Annotated in this window: 14 protein-coding genes; 7 read left to right on the top strand and 7 right to left on the bottom strand. The window is 68.6% G+C overall.

Annotated features, from left to right (window positions below; all coding sequences use genetic code 11):
• Positions 1–17: 17 nt before the first annotated feature.
• On the bottom strand, positions 18–539 hold the full coding sequence (def, locus tag AC07RV_RS16410; RefSeq protein WP_093351307.1) for a peptide deformylase: 522 nt from the start codon (positions 537–539) through the stop codon (positions 18–20).
• Between the two features lie 160 nt (positions 540–699).
• Between def and AC07RV_RS16405 the strand changes: the two genes are divergently transcribed.
• The 3 genes from AC07RV_RS16405 (at position 700) to AC07RV_RS16395 (ending at position 3,743) form a co-directional block, all read left to right on the top strand.
• A complete protein-coding gene (locus AC07RV_RS16405) occupies positions 700–1,917 on the top strand; it encodes a LysM peptidoglycan-binding domain-containing protein (protein ID WP_296775003.1) in 1,218 nt (405 codons plus the stop codon).
• Positions 1,918–1,933: 16 nt separating this feature from the next.
• Positions 1,934–3,088 carry a DNA-processing protein DprA gene (gene dprA / locus AC07RV_RS16400; protein ID WP_296775000.1) on the top strand — a complete coding sequence of 385 codons (1,155 nt, stop codon included), beginning with the start codon at positions 1,934–1,936 and terminating at the stop codon, positions 3,086–3,088.
• A gap of 136 nt (positions 3,089–3,224) precedes the next feature.
• On the top strand, positions 3,225–3,743 hold the full coding sequence (locus AC07RV_RS16395) for a Smg family protein (RefSeq protein WP_093351314.1): 519 nt from the start codon (positions 3,225–3,227) through the stop codon (positions 3,741–3,743).
• A gap of 23 nt (positions 3,744–3,766) precedes the next feature.
• Here the strand turns inward: AC07RV_RS16395 and AC07RV_RS16390 are convergent, their stop codons facing one another.
• The 6 genes from AC07RV_RS16390 to AC07RV_RS16365 all read right to left on the bottom strand — a co-directional run bounded on the left by AC07RV_RS16390 (position 3,767) and on the right by AC07RV_RS16365 (position 13,708).
• Positions 3,767–6,133: a DUF1631 family protein gene (locus AC07RV_RS16390; protein ID WP_296774997.1), complete on the bottom strand. Its 2,367-nt coding sequence runs from the start codon at positions 6,131–6,133 to the stop codon at positions 3,767–3,769.
• Positions 6,134–6,298: 165 nt separating this feature from the next.
• Positions 6,299–7,252 (bottom strand): protein translocase subunit SecF, encoded by a 954-nt coding sequence (gene secF / locus AC07RV_RS16385; RefSeq protein ID WP_093351319.1) that lies wholly within the window; start codon positions 7,250–7,252, stop codon positions 6,299–6,301.
• 12 nt (positions 7,253–7,264) lie between these two features.
• Entirely contained in the window at positions 7,265–9,157 is a 1,893-nt protein-coding gene (gene secD, locus AC07RV_RS16380; protein ID WP_296774994.1) for a protein translocase subunit SecD, read from the bottom strand.
• A gap of 93 nt (positions 9,158–9,250) precedes the next feature.
• Entirely contained in the window at positions 9,251–9,583 is a 333-nt protein-coding gene (gene yajC / locus AC07RV_RS16375; RefSeq protein ID WP_093351325.1) for a preprotein translocase subunit YajC, read from the bottom strand.
• A 361-nt stretch (positions 9,584–9,944) separates the two neighbouring features.
• Positions 9,945–13,547, bottom strand: coding sequence for an indolepyruvate ferredoxin oxidoreductase family protein (locus tag AC07RV_RS16370; RefSeq protein ID WP_296774993.1), 3,603 nt, complete (start codon positions 13,545–13,547; stop codon positions 9,945–9,947).
• The gene (locus AC07RV_RS16365; protein WP_177239497.1) at positions 13,544–13,708 is read right to left on the bottom strand and encodes a hypothetical protein; all 165 of its coding nucleotides are present in this window, start codon (positions 13,706–13,708) and stop codon (positions 13,544–13,546) included. The genes AC07RV_RS16370 and AC07RV_RS16365 overlap by 4 nt, the downstream gene beginning before the upstream one ends.
• Positions 13,709–13,886: 178 nt before the next feature.
• Between AC07RV_RS16365 and AC07RV_RS16360 the strand changes: the two genes are divergently transcribed.
• The 4 genes from AC07RV_RS16360 to AC07RV_RS16345 all read left to right on the top strand — a co-directional run bounded on the left by AC07RV_RS16360 (position 13,887) and on the right by AC07RV_RS16345 (position 17,755).
• Entirely contained in the window at positions 13,887–14,363 is a 477-nt protein-coding gene (locus tag AC07RV_RS16360) for an Lrp/AsnC family transcriptional regulator (protein WP_057594358.1), read from the top strand.
• Between the two features lie 89 nt (positions 14,364–14,452).
• On the top strand, positions 14,453–15,223 hold the full coding sequence (locus AC07RV_RS16355; RefSeq protein ID WP_296774987.1) for a basic amino acid ABC transporter substrate-binding protein: 771 nt from the start codon (positions 14,453–14,455) through the stop codon (positions 15,221–15,223).
• 91 nt (positions 15,224–15,314) lie between these two features.
• The gene (locus AC07RV_RS16350) at positions 15,315–16,085 is read left to right on the top strand and encodes an amino acid ABC transporter permease (protein WP_057595865.1); all 771 of its coding nucleotides are present in this window, start codon (positions 15,315–15,317) and stop codon (positions 16,083–16,085) included.
• 44 nt (positions 16,086–16,129) lie between these two features.
• Positions 16,130–17,755: an MFS transporter gene (locus AC07RV_RS16345; protein WP_209541360.1), complete on the top strand. Its 1,626-nt coding sequence runs from the start codon at positions 16,130–16,132 to the stop codon at positions 17,753–17,755.
• Positions 17,756–17,758 lie beyond the last annotated feature (3 nt).

Raw genomic sequence — 17,758 nt, 5'->3', positions numbered from 1 at the left:
GCACCAACGGCCATCGGTCAGGCCCTGCCTTCGCGCACGTCCTCGCGCTGCTGCTTGAGCAGCTTGTTCTTGATGCGGTTGCGCTTGAGCGGCGACAGGTATTCGACGAAGACCTTGCCCAGCAGGTGATCGAGCTCGTGCTGGATGCACACGGCCAGCAGGCCGTCGGCCTCGATGCTGCGCAGTTCGCCGTCGAGGTCGAGCGCCTGCACCTTGACCGCGGTCGAACGCTCGACGCCGTCGTAGATGCCGGGCACCGAGAGGCAACCTTCCTCGTTGATGACCTTCTCGTCGCTGGCCCAGGTGATCTCGGGGTTGATCAGCACCAGCGGCTGGTCGCGCTCTTCGGAGACGTCGATGACCACGATCCGTTCGTGCACGTTGACCTGGGTCGCGGCCAGACCGATGCCATTGGCGTCGTACATGGTCTCGAGCATGTCGGCGACCAGGGTCTTGATGCGCGCGTCCACGCCCTGCACGGGCTTGGCCACCGTGTGCAGGCGCTTGTCCGGGTAACTCAGAATGATTCGTTTGGCCATGAAATCGGGGGGAAGTTGTGGCTATTTTCGCCAATTCGGCGGCCGCGGGCCGCGCGTTTGCCGGATAAACGTTGCCCTTCCGGGGGCTTGGCGCCAGAATTCGTAGCAAATTGTGAGATTCGTATGCGCCACGATACGTCGTGCGCTCACCCATCCAGACATGAAAAAGCTCCCAACCCCGGCCCGCCGCACGAACCTCTCCGCCTCCCTGGCAGTCCTCGCGGTCGTTGCGGCAGGTGGCGTCGGCACCACGGCGGCCTGGGCGCAGAATTATCCGATCACCGCCCAGCAGCGCGCCACGGCCCAGCAGACCGCCCAGGCCGGCGTGCCGCTGAGCGAGCTGGCACCCAACGCGCCCGACGAGTACACGGTCAAGCCCGGCGACACCCTCTGGGCCATCTCGCGCCTGTACCTGCTGCGGCCCTGGCGCTGGCCCGAGCTCTGGGGCATGAACATCAACGAGATCGCGAACCCGCACCGCATCTACCCGGGCCAGGTGCTCTACCTCGACAAGAGCGGCGGCCGCGCCCGCCTCACCACGCGCCGCGGCGCCGGCGGCGAGGGCGGCACCATCAAGCTGACGCCGCGCACCCGTTTCGACTCGCTGTCCGGCATGGCGCTGCCCACGCTCAACCCGAGCCTGATCGAGCCCTTCCTCAGCGAGCCGATCGTGGTCGACGAGAACACGCTGCAGGCCGCGCCGCGCATCGTGGCCGGCAACGACAGCCGCGTGCTGCTGTCGCGCGGCGACCGCGCCTATGCGCGCGGCGAGAAGGATTCCCCCCTGGTCGAGGTGCCGGGCCCGCTGCAGCACTACCGCGTGTTCCGCAATGCCACGCCGCTGAAGGACCCCGGCACCGGCGAGATCCTCGGCTACGAAGCCCAGTACCTGGGCAAGGTCCGGCTGCAGCGCGGCGAATCGACCACGGTCGAGACCAAGGACGACAAGGACTACATCACGGTCGTGCCCGCCACCGTCGACGTGATCGCGGCGCGTGAGGAAATCCGCGCCGGCGACCGCCTGCTGCCCGAGCCGCCGCGCCAGCTGCTGAGCTACGCGCCGCGCGCGCCCTCCACGCAGGTCGGGGGCCGCATCGTGTCGGTCTACGGCAACGCGGTGCAGTTCGCGGCGCAGAACCAGGTGGTGGCCATCAACAAGGGCACGCGCGACGGCATCGACAGCGGCCACGTGCTGGCGATCCTCAAGAACGGCGAGACCATCCTCGACCGCACCGGCGAGAAGAAGGAAACCATCAAGCTGCCGAACGAACGCATCGGCCTGCTGATGGTGTTCCGCCCCTTCGAGAAGGTCTCGTACGCGCTGGTGCTCGAAATCAACGACACCCCGCGCGCCGGCGACTTCATCGTCAACCCCTGACCCACCCGGTTCCCGCGTGGACCGCGCAGAACTCGCGGGCTGGCTGCGGCTGTCGATGACGCCGGGCATCGGCGACGGCGCCGCCCGTCGTCTGCTGGCCACGTTCGGCCTGCCCGCAGACATATTCGCCCAGACCGAGGCCGCGCTGCAGCAGGTCGTGAGCGAGGCCCAGGCCGCGGCGCTGCGCCAGATGCCGCCCAACCTGCAGGCGCTGATCGACCAGACCCAGCTATGGCTGCGCCAGCGCGAGGACGGCGAGGGCGCGGTGGTGCGCCGCATCGTCACGCTCGGCGATGCCGGCTATCCGCGTTCGCTGCTCGAGACCGCCGACCCGCCGCTGATGCTGCACGTGCTGGGCGCCGAAGCCTTCGACCTGACCCAGCTCGACCACAGCCTCGCCGTGGTCGGCAGCCGCAACCCCACGCCGCAGGGCGCCTCGAATGCGCGCGCCTTCGGGCGCGCGCTCGGCGAGGCCGGCCTGCCCGTGATCTCGGGCCTGGCGCTCGGCGTGGACGGCGCCGCGCACCAGGGCGCGCTCGATGCGGCCGATGCCGCGGGCACCGGGCCGCGGCTCGCCACGGTGGCGGTGGTCGGCACCGGGCTCGACCGCGTCTATCCGGCGCGGCACCGCGAGCTCGCGCAGCGCATCACGCAGCAGGGCCTGATCGTGAGCGAGTTCCTGCTCGGCACGCCGCCGCTCACGCAGAACTTTCCGAAGCGCAACCGGCTGATCGCGGGACTCGCGCGCGGCACGCTGGTGGTCGAGGCGGCGCTCGCCTCGGGCTCGCTGATCACGGCGCGACTCACCTCCGAGCAGGGCAAGGACGTGTTCGCGATCCCCGGCTCGATCCACTCGCCGCAGTCGCGCGGCTGCCATGCGCTGATCCGCCAGGGCGCGAAGCTGGTCGAGTCGGTGGCCGACATCCTCGAGGAATTGCAGCCGCTCGCGCAGCAGCCATCGCCGGACGCCTTCAGGCCGTGGTCCGGCGGCACGGACCACGGAGATCCGTTGCTCGAGGCGCTGGGTTTCGATCCGGTGAGTCTCGATGCACTCGGTGCGCGCACCGGCTGGGGCGCCGCGGCGCTGCAGGCCCGCATGCTCGAGCTCGAACTCGAGGGCCAGGTCGCGCGCCTGCCGGGCGGGTTGTTCCAGCGCATGGGCGCGGCCTGAGCGCACCACCGCGCAGGGTGCGCACCACCCGCCACCGTCGCGCACGGCCTCACGAGCGGCCATCGGTATTTACGCCGATCCTTGCATTTGCACCACGCGTCGCGCCGCATCCATCGTCGTGGGCTATATTGGGCCCATGTTCGAAGTGCTCGTGTTTGTCTACGAAAACTACTGGCGCAGCGATGCCTGCCCTGAACCCGAACAATTGAGCCGCAAGCTCAGCGCCCACGGCTTCGAGGCCGAGGAGATACGCGATGCCTTGCAATGGCTCGATGGCCTGAGTCTCGCCACGCAAGGCGTGCAGCTCACGCGCAACGACGAGGAGGGCCGCAGCGTCACGGTCGCGTTGCGCAGCAGCGCCGAGGCCACGCGGCCGCAGTCGCCCGATTCGATGCGCGTGTATTCGCAGGCCGAGCAGGAGCACCTGGGCGCCGAATGCCTGGGCTTCATTCAGTTCCTCGAAGGCTCGAACGTGCTGCCCTGCGACATGCGCGAGATCGTCGTCGAACGCGCGATGGCTGCGCCGGGCGCGCCGGTGGCGCTCGACGAGCTCAAGATCATCGTGCTGATGGTGCACTGGAGCACCGGCATCGAGCCCGATGCGCTGGTGCTCGACGAGCTCTGCGAGAACCACGAAGGCCGGCTCGCGCACTGAGCCCTTCGCGAGACGGCCTCTCGCTAGTTCAACAGCCGCTCGGGATTCGCATCGAGCTTCGCGAGCGCCTCGCGCGTGGCGCGCACCGTCAGCGTCTCTTCCTCGGCCGGCACCAGCAGGCCCGCCTGCAGGTAGGACGCGAGCCGCCCGGCCTGGATCAGGAAGCTGCGCCCGTCGGCCGAGGCGAACAGGTGCAGCTGCTTGCGGTCGCTGCGCCAGACGAACTGGACCTGGCTCACGCGGTCGTTGTGGTCGAGCATGAACCAGGTGCCCACCTGCAGCTCGTTGGCCCAGGCCAGCATGTCCTCGGTCGCGCGCGCGCCCGCCGTGTCGGCCACGACCTCGATGGTGCTCGCGTCCACGCCCAGCAGCAGCTCGATGTTGGTGGCGTCGAGCGGCAGGTCGGCGTCGCCGCCGCTGTCGCTCACGAAGTCCTCGAGGTGCGCCAGCCGCTCGGCCATGGCCTCGATCTTGGCCTGCGGGATGGCCTCGGTCTTGAGCATGAAGGCATCGGAGAGCGTCGCGCCGATGGTCTTGATGTAGGCCTCCTGCGGCTCGCCGACGATGCCCAGCAGCGCCATGCCCTGGCGCAGGCGCTGCAGCAGCTGCGGCAGGTCCTGGATCACGCGCGCGCGGTCGGTGCGGCTGGGCTTGGCGCTCGCGGCCCACACCAGTTCGGAGGCGGCGCGCTTGAGCGTCACGGTCTGCTCATCCTGGCCACCGTAGCGCAGCGCGGCGATCGCCAGCACCTCGGCCCAGACCTTGAACAGGAACTCGCGGATCTCGTCGCGCACCGGCATGTCGTTGAGCATCTTGCGCAACTCGATGGTGTACTGGATCGCCATCGTCTCCTTCTGCTCGACCTGCTGCGCCACGCTCATCACGCGCTGCGCGGTGTCGCTCTGCGTGAGGTAGCGGTTGAGGAAGGCGACGAATTCGTCGAACACCAGCTTGAAGACGCGCTGCCCGGTCTCGGGGTACTGCTCGATCACCTGCACCACGCGCTTGATCTCGTTCTCGAGCGCGCTGCCCGAGATCGCGGCCGCGTCGAAGCCCATCACGCACGAGCCCATGCGGTCGATCAGCATGCGCGCGGGATGCTGCAGCGTGCCGAAGAACTCGGGCTCGGCGATGGCCACGCGCAGCACCGGCATCTGCAGCCGCGCGAACCACACGCGCGCCGAGAACGGAATGCGCTCCTCGGCCAGGATGGCCTGGAACATCAGCGCGACGATCTCGACCGTGGCCTTGTCGGCGGTGGTCGGCGCGCGCTTCTTGAGCTCGGTGCTGCGGCGGCGCAGGTCGACCGCGCTCTGCTGGATCATCGTGGCCTGCTCGCCCGCAGCTTCCAGGTACTGGGTGGCGGCCGCGCGGTAGGCGGCCTCGGCGTCGGCGATGGCGCCCGCGAAGGTGCGCGAGAAGGGCCGCGGCGCGCCGAAGTCGACGCCGCCGGCGCTGCCGCGGCCGTCGACGCCGATCGACGAGGCCGGCTGCGTGCTGTTGCCGGTGTCGCCGCCGATGCGGCCGGTGACGAAGCGCTTGAGGTTCAGCAGCGCGGTCTGGGCGCGCTGGCGTGCCGTGGCCAGCGGCGAACCGCCGGCGGGCGCAACGCCGCCGCCGCGCTGGAACGTACCGGGCACGGAAGCCGCCGCGCCGGCTGGCGCCGCATGGCCGCCGGGCTGCGCGGCGCCCGGCGCGCCCGGGCCGGTCGCACCGCCCGAGGCCGCGCCGCCGGTGCGTCGCACGAAGCTCTTGAGGTCGATCTCGGGCATCACGCCGTGGGCGACCAGGTGAGTATTGGCGTCCTCGTAGGCCTTGGCGACCACGTCGACCAGCTGCGCCTGCACCGTGTCCTGCACGCGGGTCCAGAGCTGGCGGCTCAGGCCGGCGGCCAGCCACTGCTCGACCAGCAGCTTGGCCAGGGTCTCGGGCTTGAGCACGTCCTTGCCGTCGAGCTCGCTCGTGCCCTCGAGGTGCTGGATGCGCAGCCGCAGGTCGCTGAGCTCGAAGCTCGCGCGGTCGTGGATCATCTGCGCCAGGCGCGAGGAGAGGATGTTGCTTTCCACCACCTCGTCGCCGATCAGCTCGAGCCGCAGCATCTGCGTGTGCGAGGTCGAGGTGTGGAAGCCGCTGGCGCCGCTCTCGCCGAGCGCCTTGCGCCAGCCGGTCTGAGCGAGCGACACCCATTGCGAGGCATTGCCCTGGAACGCCACGAAGTCGTCGCGGTGCTCCTGCATGGCGCGCGCGCTGCCGACCTCGGAGGCCAGCTGGGTCAGGCGGTCGCGGATGGCACGGGCCAGCGGAACGATGGCGCCTTCCGTCGCCAGCACGAAACGCTCACGCGTCTCGCGCGCGAGCTGCAGGGACGAGGCTGATCGCGCAATGCTCATTGAGGAAGATCAGGGGGCAGGTACCGGTTTCACCCGACAGACGCGAGCTTGCATCGGGAAGCGCATCCGCACAAGGGTGCGCTTCCTGTCGCGTTGCATGGGCGCCTCGCGGCGAGGGACGGGCCCGACTTTACCTTGCCCAGCGGATGCCGCAGGGGCGCCGCTTCAGACCACCGCGCCGGCGTTCGGATCGTCCGGATCGCCGTCGCGCTTGACCGGGCCCTTGATCAGGTCCTCGCGCTTGATGCCGAGCCACATGGCGATCGCCGCCGCCACGAAGCACGACGAATAGATGCCGAAGCAGATGCCGATGGTGAGCGCCAGCGCGAAGTAGTGCAGCGTCGGGCCGCCGAAGAAGAACATCGACAGCACCACCAGCTGCGTGGAGCCGTGGGTGATGATGGTCCGGCTGATGGTCGAGGTGATCGCGTTGTCGATGATCTCGGTGGTCGTCATCTTCCGGTAGCGCCGGAAGTTCTCGCGAATCCGGTCGAAGATCACGACCGATTCGTTCACCGAGTAGCCCAGCACCGCCAGCACCGCCGCCAGCACCGCGAGCGAGAACTCCCACTGGAAGAAGGCGAAGAAGCCCAGGATGATCACCACGTCGTGCAGGTTGGCCAGCACGGTGGCGAGCGCGAACTTCCACTCGAAGCGGAACGCCAGGTAGATCATGATCCCGACCACCACCATGCCCAGCGCCTTCAGGCCGTTGGTGGTGAGCTCCTCGCCCACCTGCGGGCCGACGAACTCGATGCCGCGCTGCGTGGCGGAAGGGTCGATGGCCTTGAGCGCGGCCATCACCGGCACGCTCTGCTGCTCGGCGCTCATGCCCTGGCGCGCCGGCAGGCGAATCTGCACGTCACGCGAGCTGCCGTAGTTCTGCACCAGCACTTCCTGGTAGCCGAGCTTGCTCACGGCGTCGCGGATCTTGCCGACGTCGGCGGGCTGCGAATAGGCCACCTCCATCACGGTGCCGCCGGTGAACTCGACCGACAGGTGCAGGCCGCGGTGCATCAGGAAGAACACCGCCAGCGCGAAGGTCGCGAAGGAGATGATGTTCAGCACCAGGGCATGGCGCATGAACGGAATGGTGCGGTGGATGCGGAAGAACTCCATGGCCTTCTTTCCTTACTTGGCTTCGGCCACGGACGTACCGTCGGCGGTATCGGTCTTGGGGCGCCAGACGGTGCCGATCGACACGCTCTTGAGCTTCTTCTTGCCGCCGTACCAGAAGTTCACAACGCCGCGCGAGAAGAACACGGCCGAGAACATCGAGGTCACGATGCCCAGGCAGTGCACCACCGCGAAGCCGCGCACCGGGCCGGAGCCGAAGGCCAGCAGCGCGATGCCCGCGATCAGCGTGGTCACGTTGGAGTCGAGGATGGTGCCCCACGCGCGGTCGTAGCCGGCGTGGATGGCCGCCTGCGGCGAGGCGCCGTTGCGCAGTTCCTCGCGCACGCGCTCGTTGATCAGCACGTTGGAGTCGATCGCCACGCCGATCGCGAGCGCCATGGCCGCGATGCCGGGCAGCGTGAGCGTGGCCTGGATCATCGACAGCAGCGCCACCAGCAGCAGCAGGTTGACCGCCAGCGCGATCGACGAGAACAGGCCGAACAGCGCGTAGTACACGCACATGAAGACCATGATCGCCAGGAAGCCGTACATCACGGACTTGATGCCCTTGTCGATGTTGTCGGCGCCCAGCGTCGGGCCGATGGTGCGTTCCTGGATGATTTCCATCGGCGCGGCCAGCGAGCCGGCGCGCAGCAGCAGCGCGAGGTCGTTGGCCTCGGTCACGCTCATCGAGCCCGAGACCTGGAAGCGGTTGCCGAGCTCGCCGTTGATCGAGGGAGCCGTGAGCACTTCGCCCTTGCCCTTCTCGAAGATCATCATCGCCATGCGCTTCTTGTAGTTCTCGCGGCTGACGTCGCGCATGATGTTGCCGCCCTTGGCGTCCATCGTCAGGTCGACCTTGGGCTGGTTGCTCTGCTGGTCGAAGCCGGGCTGCGCGTCGGTGAGGTTCTCGCCGGTGACCAGCACCTGCTTCTTGACGATCACCGGGCGGCCCGCGCGGTCGAAGAACTTCTCCGAACCGAAGGGCACCGGCCCGCCGCTGAGCTCGGCCGCGCGGCCTTCGGACGATTCGTCGACCAGGCGCATCTCGAGAGTGGCGGTGCGGCCGAGGATTTCCTTGGCCTTGGCCGTGTCCTGCACGCCCGGCAGCTGCACGACGATGCGGTCGATGCCCTGCTGCTGGATCACGGGTTCGGCCACGCCGAGTTCGTTGATCCGGTTGTGCAGCGTGGTGATGTTCTGCTTGAGCGCGGCGTCCTGCAGGCGGCGCGCGGCCTCGGGCTTGATGGTGGCGACGAGGCGCCAGTTGCTGCCGTCCGGACCGTCGGTGGTCGTGAGGTCGGGGAACTGGTCCTGGATCAGCTGCTTGGCCTTTTCCAGCGCCGCGGCGTCGCGGAAGGTCACCTCGACGGTCTGGCCGTTGCGGCTCACCTGGGTGCCGCGGATGTCCTTCGAGCGGAAGTTGGTGCGCAGGTCGCTCGCGAAGGATTCGGCCTTCTTGTCGATGGCGCCCTTCATGTCGACCTGCAGCAGGAAGTCGACGCCGCCACGCAGGTCGAGCCCCAGGTACATCGGGAAGGCGTGCAGCGCCGTGAGCCACTTGGGCGAGCGCGACACCAGGTTCAACGCCACCGTGTAGGGCGGGTCGGCGGCGTCGGGCACCAGCGCATGCTGGATCAGGTCGCGCGCCTTGAGCTGCTCGTCGGGGCTGCCGAAGCGAGCGCGCAGCGAACCGCCATCGAGCGTGATCAGATCGGGCACGAGGTCGCCCGCCTTCAGGGCCTCCTCGACGCGGGTCTGGGTGGCGCTGTCGACCTTGACGGTCGACTTGGCCGACGAGACCTGCACCGCAGGTGCCTCGCCGAAGAAATTGGGCAGGGCATAGATCAGCCCCACGAGCAGCACGATCACGATGATCGCGTACTTCCAGACCGGGTAACGGTTCATGAGATCGCGCTTTTCAGAGACGGCAGGAACGGGACACGGCGTGACTTGAGGTCCGGGGCAACGAAGCGCAAGACCGGGCCACGCTTTTCTTTCTTATTTGACGGCGCCCTTGGGCAGCACCTGCACCACCGCGCTGCGCTGCACCTTGATCTCGACGCCGTTGGCGATCTCGAGGCCCAGGTACTGGTCGCCGACCGAGGTGATCTTGCCGAGCACGCCGCCGGCGGTGGCGACTTCATCGCCCTTGACCAGCGCCTCGATCATCGCGCGGGCTTCCTTCTGGCGCTTCATCTGCGGGCGGATCATGACGAAATACAGCACCACGAACATGAGCACCAGGGGGAGCATGCTGCCCAGCGAGGACAACATGTCGCCACCTCCGGCAGCGGGAGCGGCGGTCTGGGCGAAAGCGGTAGAAATGAACAAGGAAGTCTCCAACAGAGGGAAGAGGTAATGACTCCGGCGCGAGCCGCGCTCGGGGTTCGGCGGCACAGGGCCTTCGCACCAGAGCCTTCGCACCAGGGCTTTCAAACGGGCCAAGGGTCAACGGGCACGGGCCGCGAATCGAAGCCAGGCGGGGCTTGGCCGCCGCACAGCACCGGGCATTGTATTCGTGGCGAAGCGCCGCTCCGCGCGCTTATCCGGCGCGGGGCGGTGGGCATTCGGTGTTTGGGAGGCGCTCCTGGATTGCTATGTTTTGAATAGCATCGATCCTAAGCGGTGCCTGTGACAGCACGGTTTCGGCGCCAGGCCCGCGGGCCCGGCGCCAGCGCGGCCGGGCCAGCGCTCAGGCTGCCGCGCGTTCGGCGCGGGGCTGGCGCCACTTGGCCAGCAGCTCGTTCCAGCGCAGGCGCGCGGCCTCGAGGTTGCGTTCCTTCACGTGGCCATAGCCGCGGATCTGCTCGGGCAGCGCGGCGATCTCGAGCGCCAGCGCATGGTTGTCGGCGCGCAGCGCGCCGATCACCTCGTCGATGCTCGCGCGGTACTCGCCGATCAGCGCGCGCTCGGTCTTGCGCTCCTCGGTGCGGCCGAACAGGTCGAAGGCGGTGCCGCGCAAGCCCTTGAGCCTGGCCAGCAGCCTGAAGCCCGTCAGCATCGAGGGGCCGAACTTCTGCTTCAGCAGCTGGCCCTTGGCGTTCTTCTTCGCGATCAGCGGCGGCGCGAGGTGGTAGTTGAGCTTGAAGTCGCCCTCGAACATGCCCTCGATGCGCTCGAGGAAGGCGCGGTCGATGTGCAGCCGCGCGACCTCGTACTCGTCCTTGTAGGCCATGAGCTTGAACAGGTAGCGCGCCACCGTCTCGGTCAGCGCGGTCTTGCCGGTCAGGCTGCTCTCGGCCTGCTGCACCTTGGCGACGAAGCGGCGGTACTCGTCGGCATAGGCCGCGTTCTGGTAGCCGGTCAGGAACTCGACGCGGCGTGCCACCAGGCTGTCGACGCTCTCGCGCTTCTTGAACTCGATCACCTGGCCGGGACGCACGCGCTTTTGCAGCTCGTCGGGCCGCACGGCGGCCTGGCGGCCCCATTCGAAGGCGGCCTTGTTGTTCTCGATCGCCACGGCATTGAGCTCGATCGCGCGCATCAGCGACTCGTGCGCCAGCGGGATCCAGCCCTTCTGCCAGGCGTAGCCCAGGATCATCGGGTTGACGTAGATGGTGTCGCCCATCAGCGCGGTCGCGGCCGCGTCGGCATCGAAGGCGCCCACGCCCTCGGCGCCCACGGCGCGCGCGATCTCGGCGGCACAGGCGTCCTCGGGGTTCTGCCAGTTGGCGTTGCGCACGAAGGCGGCCGTGGGCGCGCTGTGCGTGTTGAGCGCCACGTGGGTGCGGCCCTCGCGCATGCGCGCCATGGTCTCGCCGTTCACCGACACCAGCGGGTCGCAGGCCAGGATCAGGTCGGCCGCCGCCGTGCCCACGCGGGTGGTGCGGATGTCGCCCTGGGTGTCGCCGATCAGCACGTGGCTCCAGGTGGCACCGCCCTTCTGCGCCAGGCCGGCCGCGTCCTGCGTCACGATGCCCTTGGCCTCGATGTGCGCGGCCATGCCCAGCAGCTGGCCGATGGTGATCACGCCGGTGCCGCCGACGCCGGCCACCACCACGCCCCAGACCTTGCCGCCGGCCAGCGACGGGATCGCGGGCTCGGGCAGCAGGCCGAACTCGGCCGGCGTGGCCGCCTTGTTTTTCGCCTTCTTCTTGAGCTGGCCGCCCTCGACGCTGACGAAGCTCGGGCAGAAGCCCTTCAGGCAGCTCATGTCCTTGTTGCAGGTGCTCTGGTTGATCGTGCGCTTGCGACCGAACTCGGTCTCCAGCGGCTCCACGCTCAGGCAATTACTCTGCACGCCGCAGTCGCCGCAGCCTTCGCAGACCAGCTCGTTGATGACCACGCGCTTGGCCGGGTCGACGGCCGTGCCCCGCTTGCGGCGGCGGCGCTTCTCGGTGGCGCAGGTCTGGTCGTAGATGATGGCCGTGGTGCCGGGCATCGCGCGGAACTCGCGCTGGATCTCGTCGAGCAGGTCGCGGTGCTTGACCTGCACGTGGTCGCCCGGGATGCTGACGCCCTCGTACTTCTCGGGCTCGTCGGTCACGATCACGACCTTCTTGGCGCCCTCGGCATGCAGGCTCTCGGCGATCTGCAGCACCGAATGGCCCTCGGGGCGCTCGCCCACGGTCTGGCCGCCGGTCATCGCGACCGCGTCGTTGTAGAGGATCTTGTAGGTGATGTTCACGCCGGCCGCGATGCTCTGGCGGATCGCCAGCAGGCCGCTGTGGAAGTAGGTGCCGTCGCCGAGGTTGGCGAAGATGTGCTGGTCGGTCGTGAACGGCTGCTGGCCCACCCATGGCACGCCCTCGCCGCCCATCTGCGTGAAGCCGATGGTGGAGCGGTCCATCCAGGTCGCCATGAAGTGGCAGCCGATGCCGCCCATGGCGCGCGAGCCCTCGGGCACCACGGTGCTGGTGTTGTGCGGGCAGCCCGAGCAGAACCAGGGCTGGCGCGCGTCCTTCACGCCCTCGGCCTGGATCACCTGCATCGAGCGTTCCTTGGCCTCGAGGATCGCGAGCTGCGCGTCGATGCGCGCCGCCATGTCGGAGCCGGCGGGCAGCAGGCCCGTCTTCTTGAGACGCCCGGCGATGGCCTTGGCGATCAGTGCCGGGTTCAGGTCGGCATTGGCGCGCAGCAGCGTGTGGGCGGTCGGATTGGGCATCGACCATTCGCCGCCCGAGTAGCCCTCGGCCGCGTGCACCTCGCCCTCGTCGAACTTGCCGACCACGTTGGGCCGCACGTCGGAGCGCCAGTTGTAGAGCTCTTCCTTGAGCTGGTATTCGATGACCTGGCGCTTCTCCTCGACCACCAGGATCTCCTGCAGGCCGGTGGCGAACTCGCGCGTGAGCTGCGCCTCGAGCGGCCACACCACGCCCACCTTGTGCAGCCGGATGCCGAGCTGGCGGCAGGCCGCGTCGTCCAGGCCCAGGTCGATCAGGGCCTGGCGGGTGTCGTTGTAGGCCTTGCCGCTGGCCATGATGCCGAAGCGGTCGTTCGGGCCCTCGATCACGTTGTGGTTGAGGCGGTTGGCGCGGATGTAGGCCAGCGCGGCATACCACTTGTAGTGCATGAGCCGGGCTTCCTGCTCCAGCGCATGGTCGGGCCAGCGGATGTGCAGGCCGCCGGGCGGCATCTCGAAGTCGGTCGGGATCACGATGTCGACGCGCTCGGGGTCGATCATGGCCGTGGCGCTCGACTCGACGATCTCCTGGATCGTCTTCATGCCCGACCACACGCCCGAGAAGCGGCTCAGCGCGAAGGCGTGGATGCCGAGGTCGAGGATTTCCTGCACGTTGGCCGGGAAGAACACCGGCGTGCCGCAGGCCTTGAAGATGTGGTCGCTCTGGTGCGCCGCGGTCGAGCTCTTGGAGATGTGGTCGTCGCCGGCCACCGCGATCACGCCGCCCCAGGCGGTGGTGCCCGCCATGTTGGCGTGCTTGAAGACGTCGGAGCAGCGGTCCACGCCCGGGCCCTTGCCGTACCAGATGCCGAAGACGCCGTCGAACTTGTTGGTGCCCTGCGGCGAGAAGCCCAGCTGCTGGGTGCCCCACAGCGCGGTGGCCGCGAGCTCTTCGTTCACGCCGGGCTGGAAGACGATGTTCTGTTCCTTGAGGAACTTGCTGGCCTTCCACAGCGCCTGGTCGTAGCCGCCGAGCGGCGAGCCGCGGTAGCCGCTGATGAAGCCGGCCGTGTTCTTGCCGACCTGCTTGTCGCGCAGGCGCTGCAGCATCGGCAGCTTGACCAGGGCCTGGACCCCGCTCATGAATGCGCGCCCGTAGTCGAGGCTGTATTTGTCGTCGAGCGTGACGGTTTCTAGCGCGCGGCGGATGTGCTCGGGCAGCGGGGCGTTCATACGGTACTCCCTTCGCAAACATGCTCGCCGCCAAATCCAGTGCGTCCGGCTACGCCGTCCGCGCCGTACTTGTGCCTTCGGCGCAACCCGCGTTGCGGGTTGTCGTCGAGCGTGACGGTCTCTAGCGCGCGGCGGATGTGCTCGGGCAGCGGGGCATTCATGTCTGTCGTCTCCGTGGTGGCAGGGCCTTGTGGGCCTGGCTGATAGGTGCGGGTCTGTGCCCGGTCGGGCGCGAGCCCATGATCACGCAAAGTGTATGCCGGGGTCCGCGACAGGTGTTTGCTTTCCATGCCCCCAAAAAGCCACTTCCAGAAAGAAGATTGCTTAATATAGAGGCTTATGGAAAGCATTGACAAGTTCGACCTTGCCATCCTGCAAGAACTGCAGACCGATGGCCGCCTCACCAACGCCGAGCTTGCGCAGCGCGTGGGCCTGTCGGCCGCGCCCTGCTGGCGCCGCGTGCGCGCGCTGGAAGAGGCCGGCTTCATCAAGGGCTACCGCGCCGAGATCGACCGGCACAAGATCGGGCTGGGCGTGCTCGCTTTCGTGCGCGTCGACACCGAGCGCGTCACCAACGAAGCGACCCGCAAGCTCGAGGACGCCATCCGCAAGATGCCCGAGGTCGTGGCCTGCCACTACATCAGCGGCACCGGCACCTTCGAGCTGCAGGTGGTGGCGCGCGACCTCGACGGTTTCTCCGCCTTCGCGCGGCAGCACCTGATGAACCTGCCGAACGTGAAGGACCTGCACACCAGCTTCTCGCTCGGCGAGGTGAAGGCGAGCAGCGCGCTGCCGCTGGGGCACCTGGCGAAGTAGCGGCCGCGAGGGCCCGACGGAACCCGCCGCCCGCCAGCCTAAAATCCTCGCCCACCCCAACCGCCACCCGGCGCACCCGAGGACTCCGCATGACCCCCACCCGCCGCGCCCTGGCGCTTGGCTTTGCCGCCGCCGTGCTGGCTTTCGGCGCCCTGGCGCCCGCCCAGGCGCAGAACCGCGAACTGACCGTGGCCTCCAGTGCCACCTATGCGCCGTTCGCGTTCGAGAACAAGGACAAGCAGATCGTCGGCCTCGACATCGACATCATCAACGCCATCGCCAAGCAGCAGGGCCTGAAGATCAAGATCGTGAACACGCCGTTCACCGGCATCTTCGGCGCGCTCAACAACGGCGACGTCGACCTCGTGATCTCGGGCGTGACGATCAACGAGAAGCGCAAGCAGAGCTACGACTTCACGCCGCCCTACTTCGCGGCGCGCCAGCTGATCGCGCTGCCGAAGAACAGCACCGTCGCCTCGCTCAAGGACCTCACGGGCAAGAAGATCGCGGTGGTGAGCGCCTCGACGGCCGACGACATCGCATCGCGCGAGTTCGGCAAGACCAGCCCGAACATCCGCCGCTTCGAGAGCACGCCGCTGATCATCTCCGAGCTGGCCGGCGGTGGCGTCGACGCGGCGATGGGCGACAACGGCGTGATCGCCTACCGCGTGTCGCAGAACCCCGAGCTGAAGACCGTCGACGACAAGTCCTTCCCCGAGGAAGGCTTCGGCATCGTGGTGAAGAAGGGCGACAAGGCGCTGCTCGACAAGCTCTCGGCCGGCCTGGCGGCGATCCGCGCCGACGGCAGCTACGTGACGATCTACAAGAAGTGGTTCAACAAGGACCCGAACGTGCGCTGAGCCGCACGGCCCCCGTTTTGCTCCCACGGCCGCGCTTCGCGGCCGTTTCGTTTTTCTTTTCGTTCGTTTCTCTGCATTGAAGGAAGCCGCCATGGAACAACCGGTGTTGCTGTTCGGATGGTTCCGCTGGGACATCCTGGTCGAATACAAGGACCTGTTCTGGCAGGGCGCCTGGATGACCTTGCGCATGACGGTGGTCTGCGTGCTGCTGGGCGCGAGCTGGGGCCTGTGCCTGGCGCTGGCGCGACTGGCGCAGCCGCGGCATGCGCCCTGGACCTGGGTGGCGCGCTTCTTCCTGCGCTGGCCGGCCACGGTGTACGTGAGCTTCTTCCGCGGCACGCCGCTGTTCGTGCAGATCCTCTTGATCCACTTCGCGGTGATGCCGGTGTTCATCCATCCCACCTCCGGCCTGCTGATCGATGGCGAGCTCGCGCGCACGCTCAAGCAGGAGCACGGCGCGCTGATCTCGGGCGTGGTGGCGCTCACGCTCAATTCCGCGGCCTACATCTCCGAGGTGTTCCGCGCGGGCATCCAGTCGATCTCGCGCGGCCAGTTCGACGCCGGCCGCTCGCTGGGCTTCAACCCGGCGCAGGTGATGCGCTACGTGGTGCTGCCGCAGGCCTTCCGCCGCATGCTGCCGCCGCTGGGCAACAACGCGATCGCGCTGCTGAAGGACACCTCCCTGGTCTCCGCCATCGGCCTGGCCGAGCTGGCCTACGCGGCGCGCACGGTGGCCGGTGCCTACGCGCGCTACTGGGAGCCCTACCTCGCGATCTCGGTGATCTACTGGGTGATGACGCTGGTGCTGACCACGCTGCTGCGCCGGCTCGAGCACCGGCTCGCGCGCAGCGACCGCGGCTGACCACTGGCTGACCAGCCGGGGCCTCGCGGCGACAATAGCCCCACATGCCCCCGATATCGCCCGAAGAGACGCCCATCCCGCCCGCGCGGCCGAAGCCGCCCAAGCTCGCCGCGCTCGAGCCGCTGAAGCTGCCGGTGTTCCGCATGCTGTGGAGCACCTGGCTGATCGCCAACATCTGCATGTGGATGAACGACGTGGCGGCGGCGTGGATGATGACCTCGCTGACCACCTCGCCGATCTGGGTCGCGCTGGTGCAGTCGGCCTCCACGCTGCCGGTGTTCCTGCTCGGCCTGCCCAGCGGCGCGCTGGCCGACATCCTCGACCGCCGGCGCTGGCTGATGGCCACGCAGTTCTGGCTCGCGGGCACGGCGATCGTGCTGTGCGCCGCGATCGCGCTCGACATGATGACCGCGCCGCTGCTGCTGGCGCTGACCTTCGCCAACGGCATCGGGCTGGCGCTGCGCTGGCCGGTGTTCTCGGCCATCGTGCCCGAGCTGGTGCCGCGCCCGCAATTGCCGGCCGCGCTCGGGCTCAACGGCATCGCAATGAATGCCTCGCGCATCATCGGCCCGCTCACGGCCGGCATGCTGATCGCGAGCGCGGGCAGCGTCTGGGTGTTCGCGCTCAACGCGGTGCTGTCGGTGGCCTCGGGCTTCGTGGTGCTGCGCTGGCGCCGCGAGCACACGCCCAATCCGCTGGGCCGCGAGCGGCTGATCAGCGCGATGCGCGTGGGCGTGCAGTTCGTCTGGCAGTCGCAGCGCATGCGCGCGGTGCTCAGCCGCATCACGATCTTCTTCTTCCATTCGACGGCGCTGCTGGCGTTGCTGCCGCTGCTGGCACGCAACCTCCAGGGCGGCGGCGCCGGCACCTTCACCCTGCTGCTGGCGGCCATGGGCTCGGGCGCGATCGTGGCGGTGCTGTTCCTGCCGCGGCTGCGCCAGGCGCTGGGACGCGACCAGCTGGTGCTGCGCGGCACCGCGCTGCAGTCGGCCGCCACGGCGGTGATGGCCTTCGCGCCCAACGCCTGGGTCGCGGTGCCGGCGATGTTCTTCGGCGGCATGGCCTGGATCACGGTGGCCAATTCGCTCTCGGTGTCGGCCCAGCTCGCGCTGCCCGACTGGGTGCGCGCGCGCGGCATGTCGACCTACCAGATGGCGATCATGGGCGCGAGCGCGATCGGTGCCGCGCTGTGGGGCCAGGTCGCCACGGTCACCGACCTGCAGGTGAGCCTGGTCGTGGCCTCGGTCACCGGCACGCTGCTGATGCTGGCCGCGCTGCGCTGGGTCACCGATGTCTCGGGCGAGGACGACACCACGCCCGCCAAGGCCGGCTGGGCCTCGGGGCCGCCGTCCGAGGCGCCACAGGAGAACGGCCGCGTGGTGATCAACGTCGAATTCATCATCGACCCGGCGCGCGCCGCGGCCTTCCACCTGGTGATGCAGCAGACGCGCCGCGCGCGGCTGAGCCAGGGCGCGATCGGCTGGGAGCTGCTGCACGACATCGGCGAGCCGGGCCGCTACGTCGAGCAGATTGTCGACGAGAGCTGGACCGAGCACCTGCGCCGCTTCAACCGCGCGACCGCCGCCGACATGGCGCTGCGCGAGCGCCGGCTGGCCTTCCACCTCGGCGAATCGCCGCCGGTGGTCACGCGCTACGTCGTGCGCCGCTGATCC

The organism is Variovorax sp. GW821-FHT09B01 (assembly GCF_059418345.1).
The sequence above is the reverse complement of the archived record's forward strand: the minus strand, read 5'-3'. Positions and strand labels throughout refer to the sequence as shown.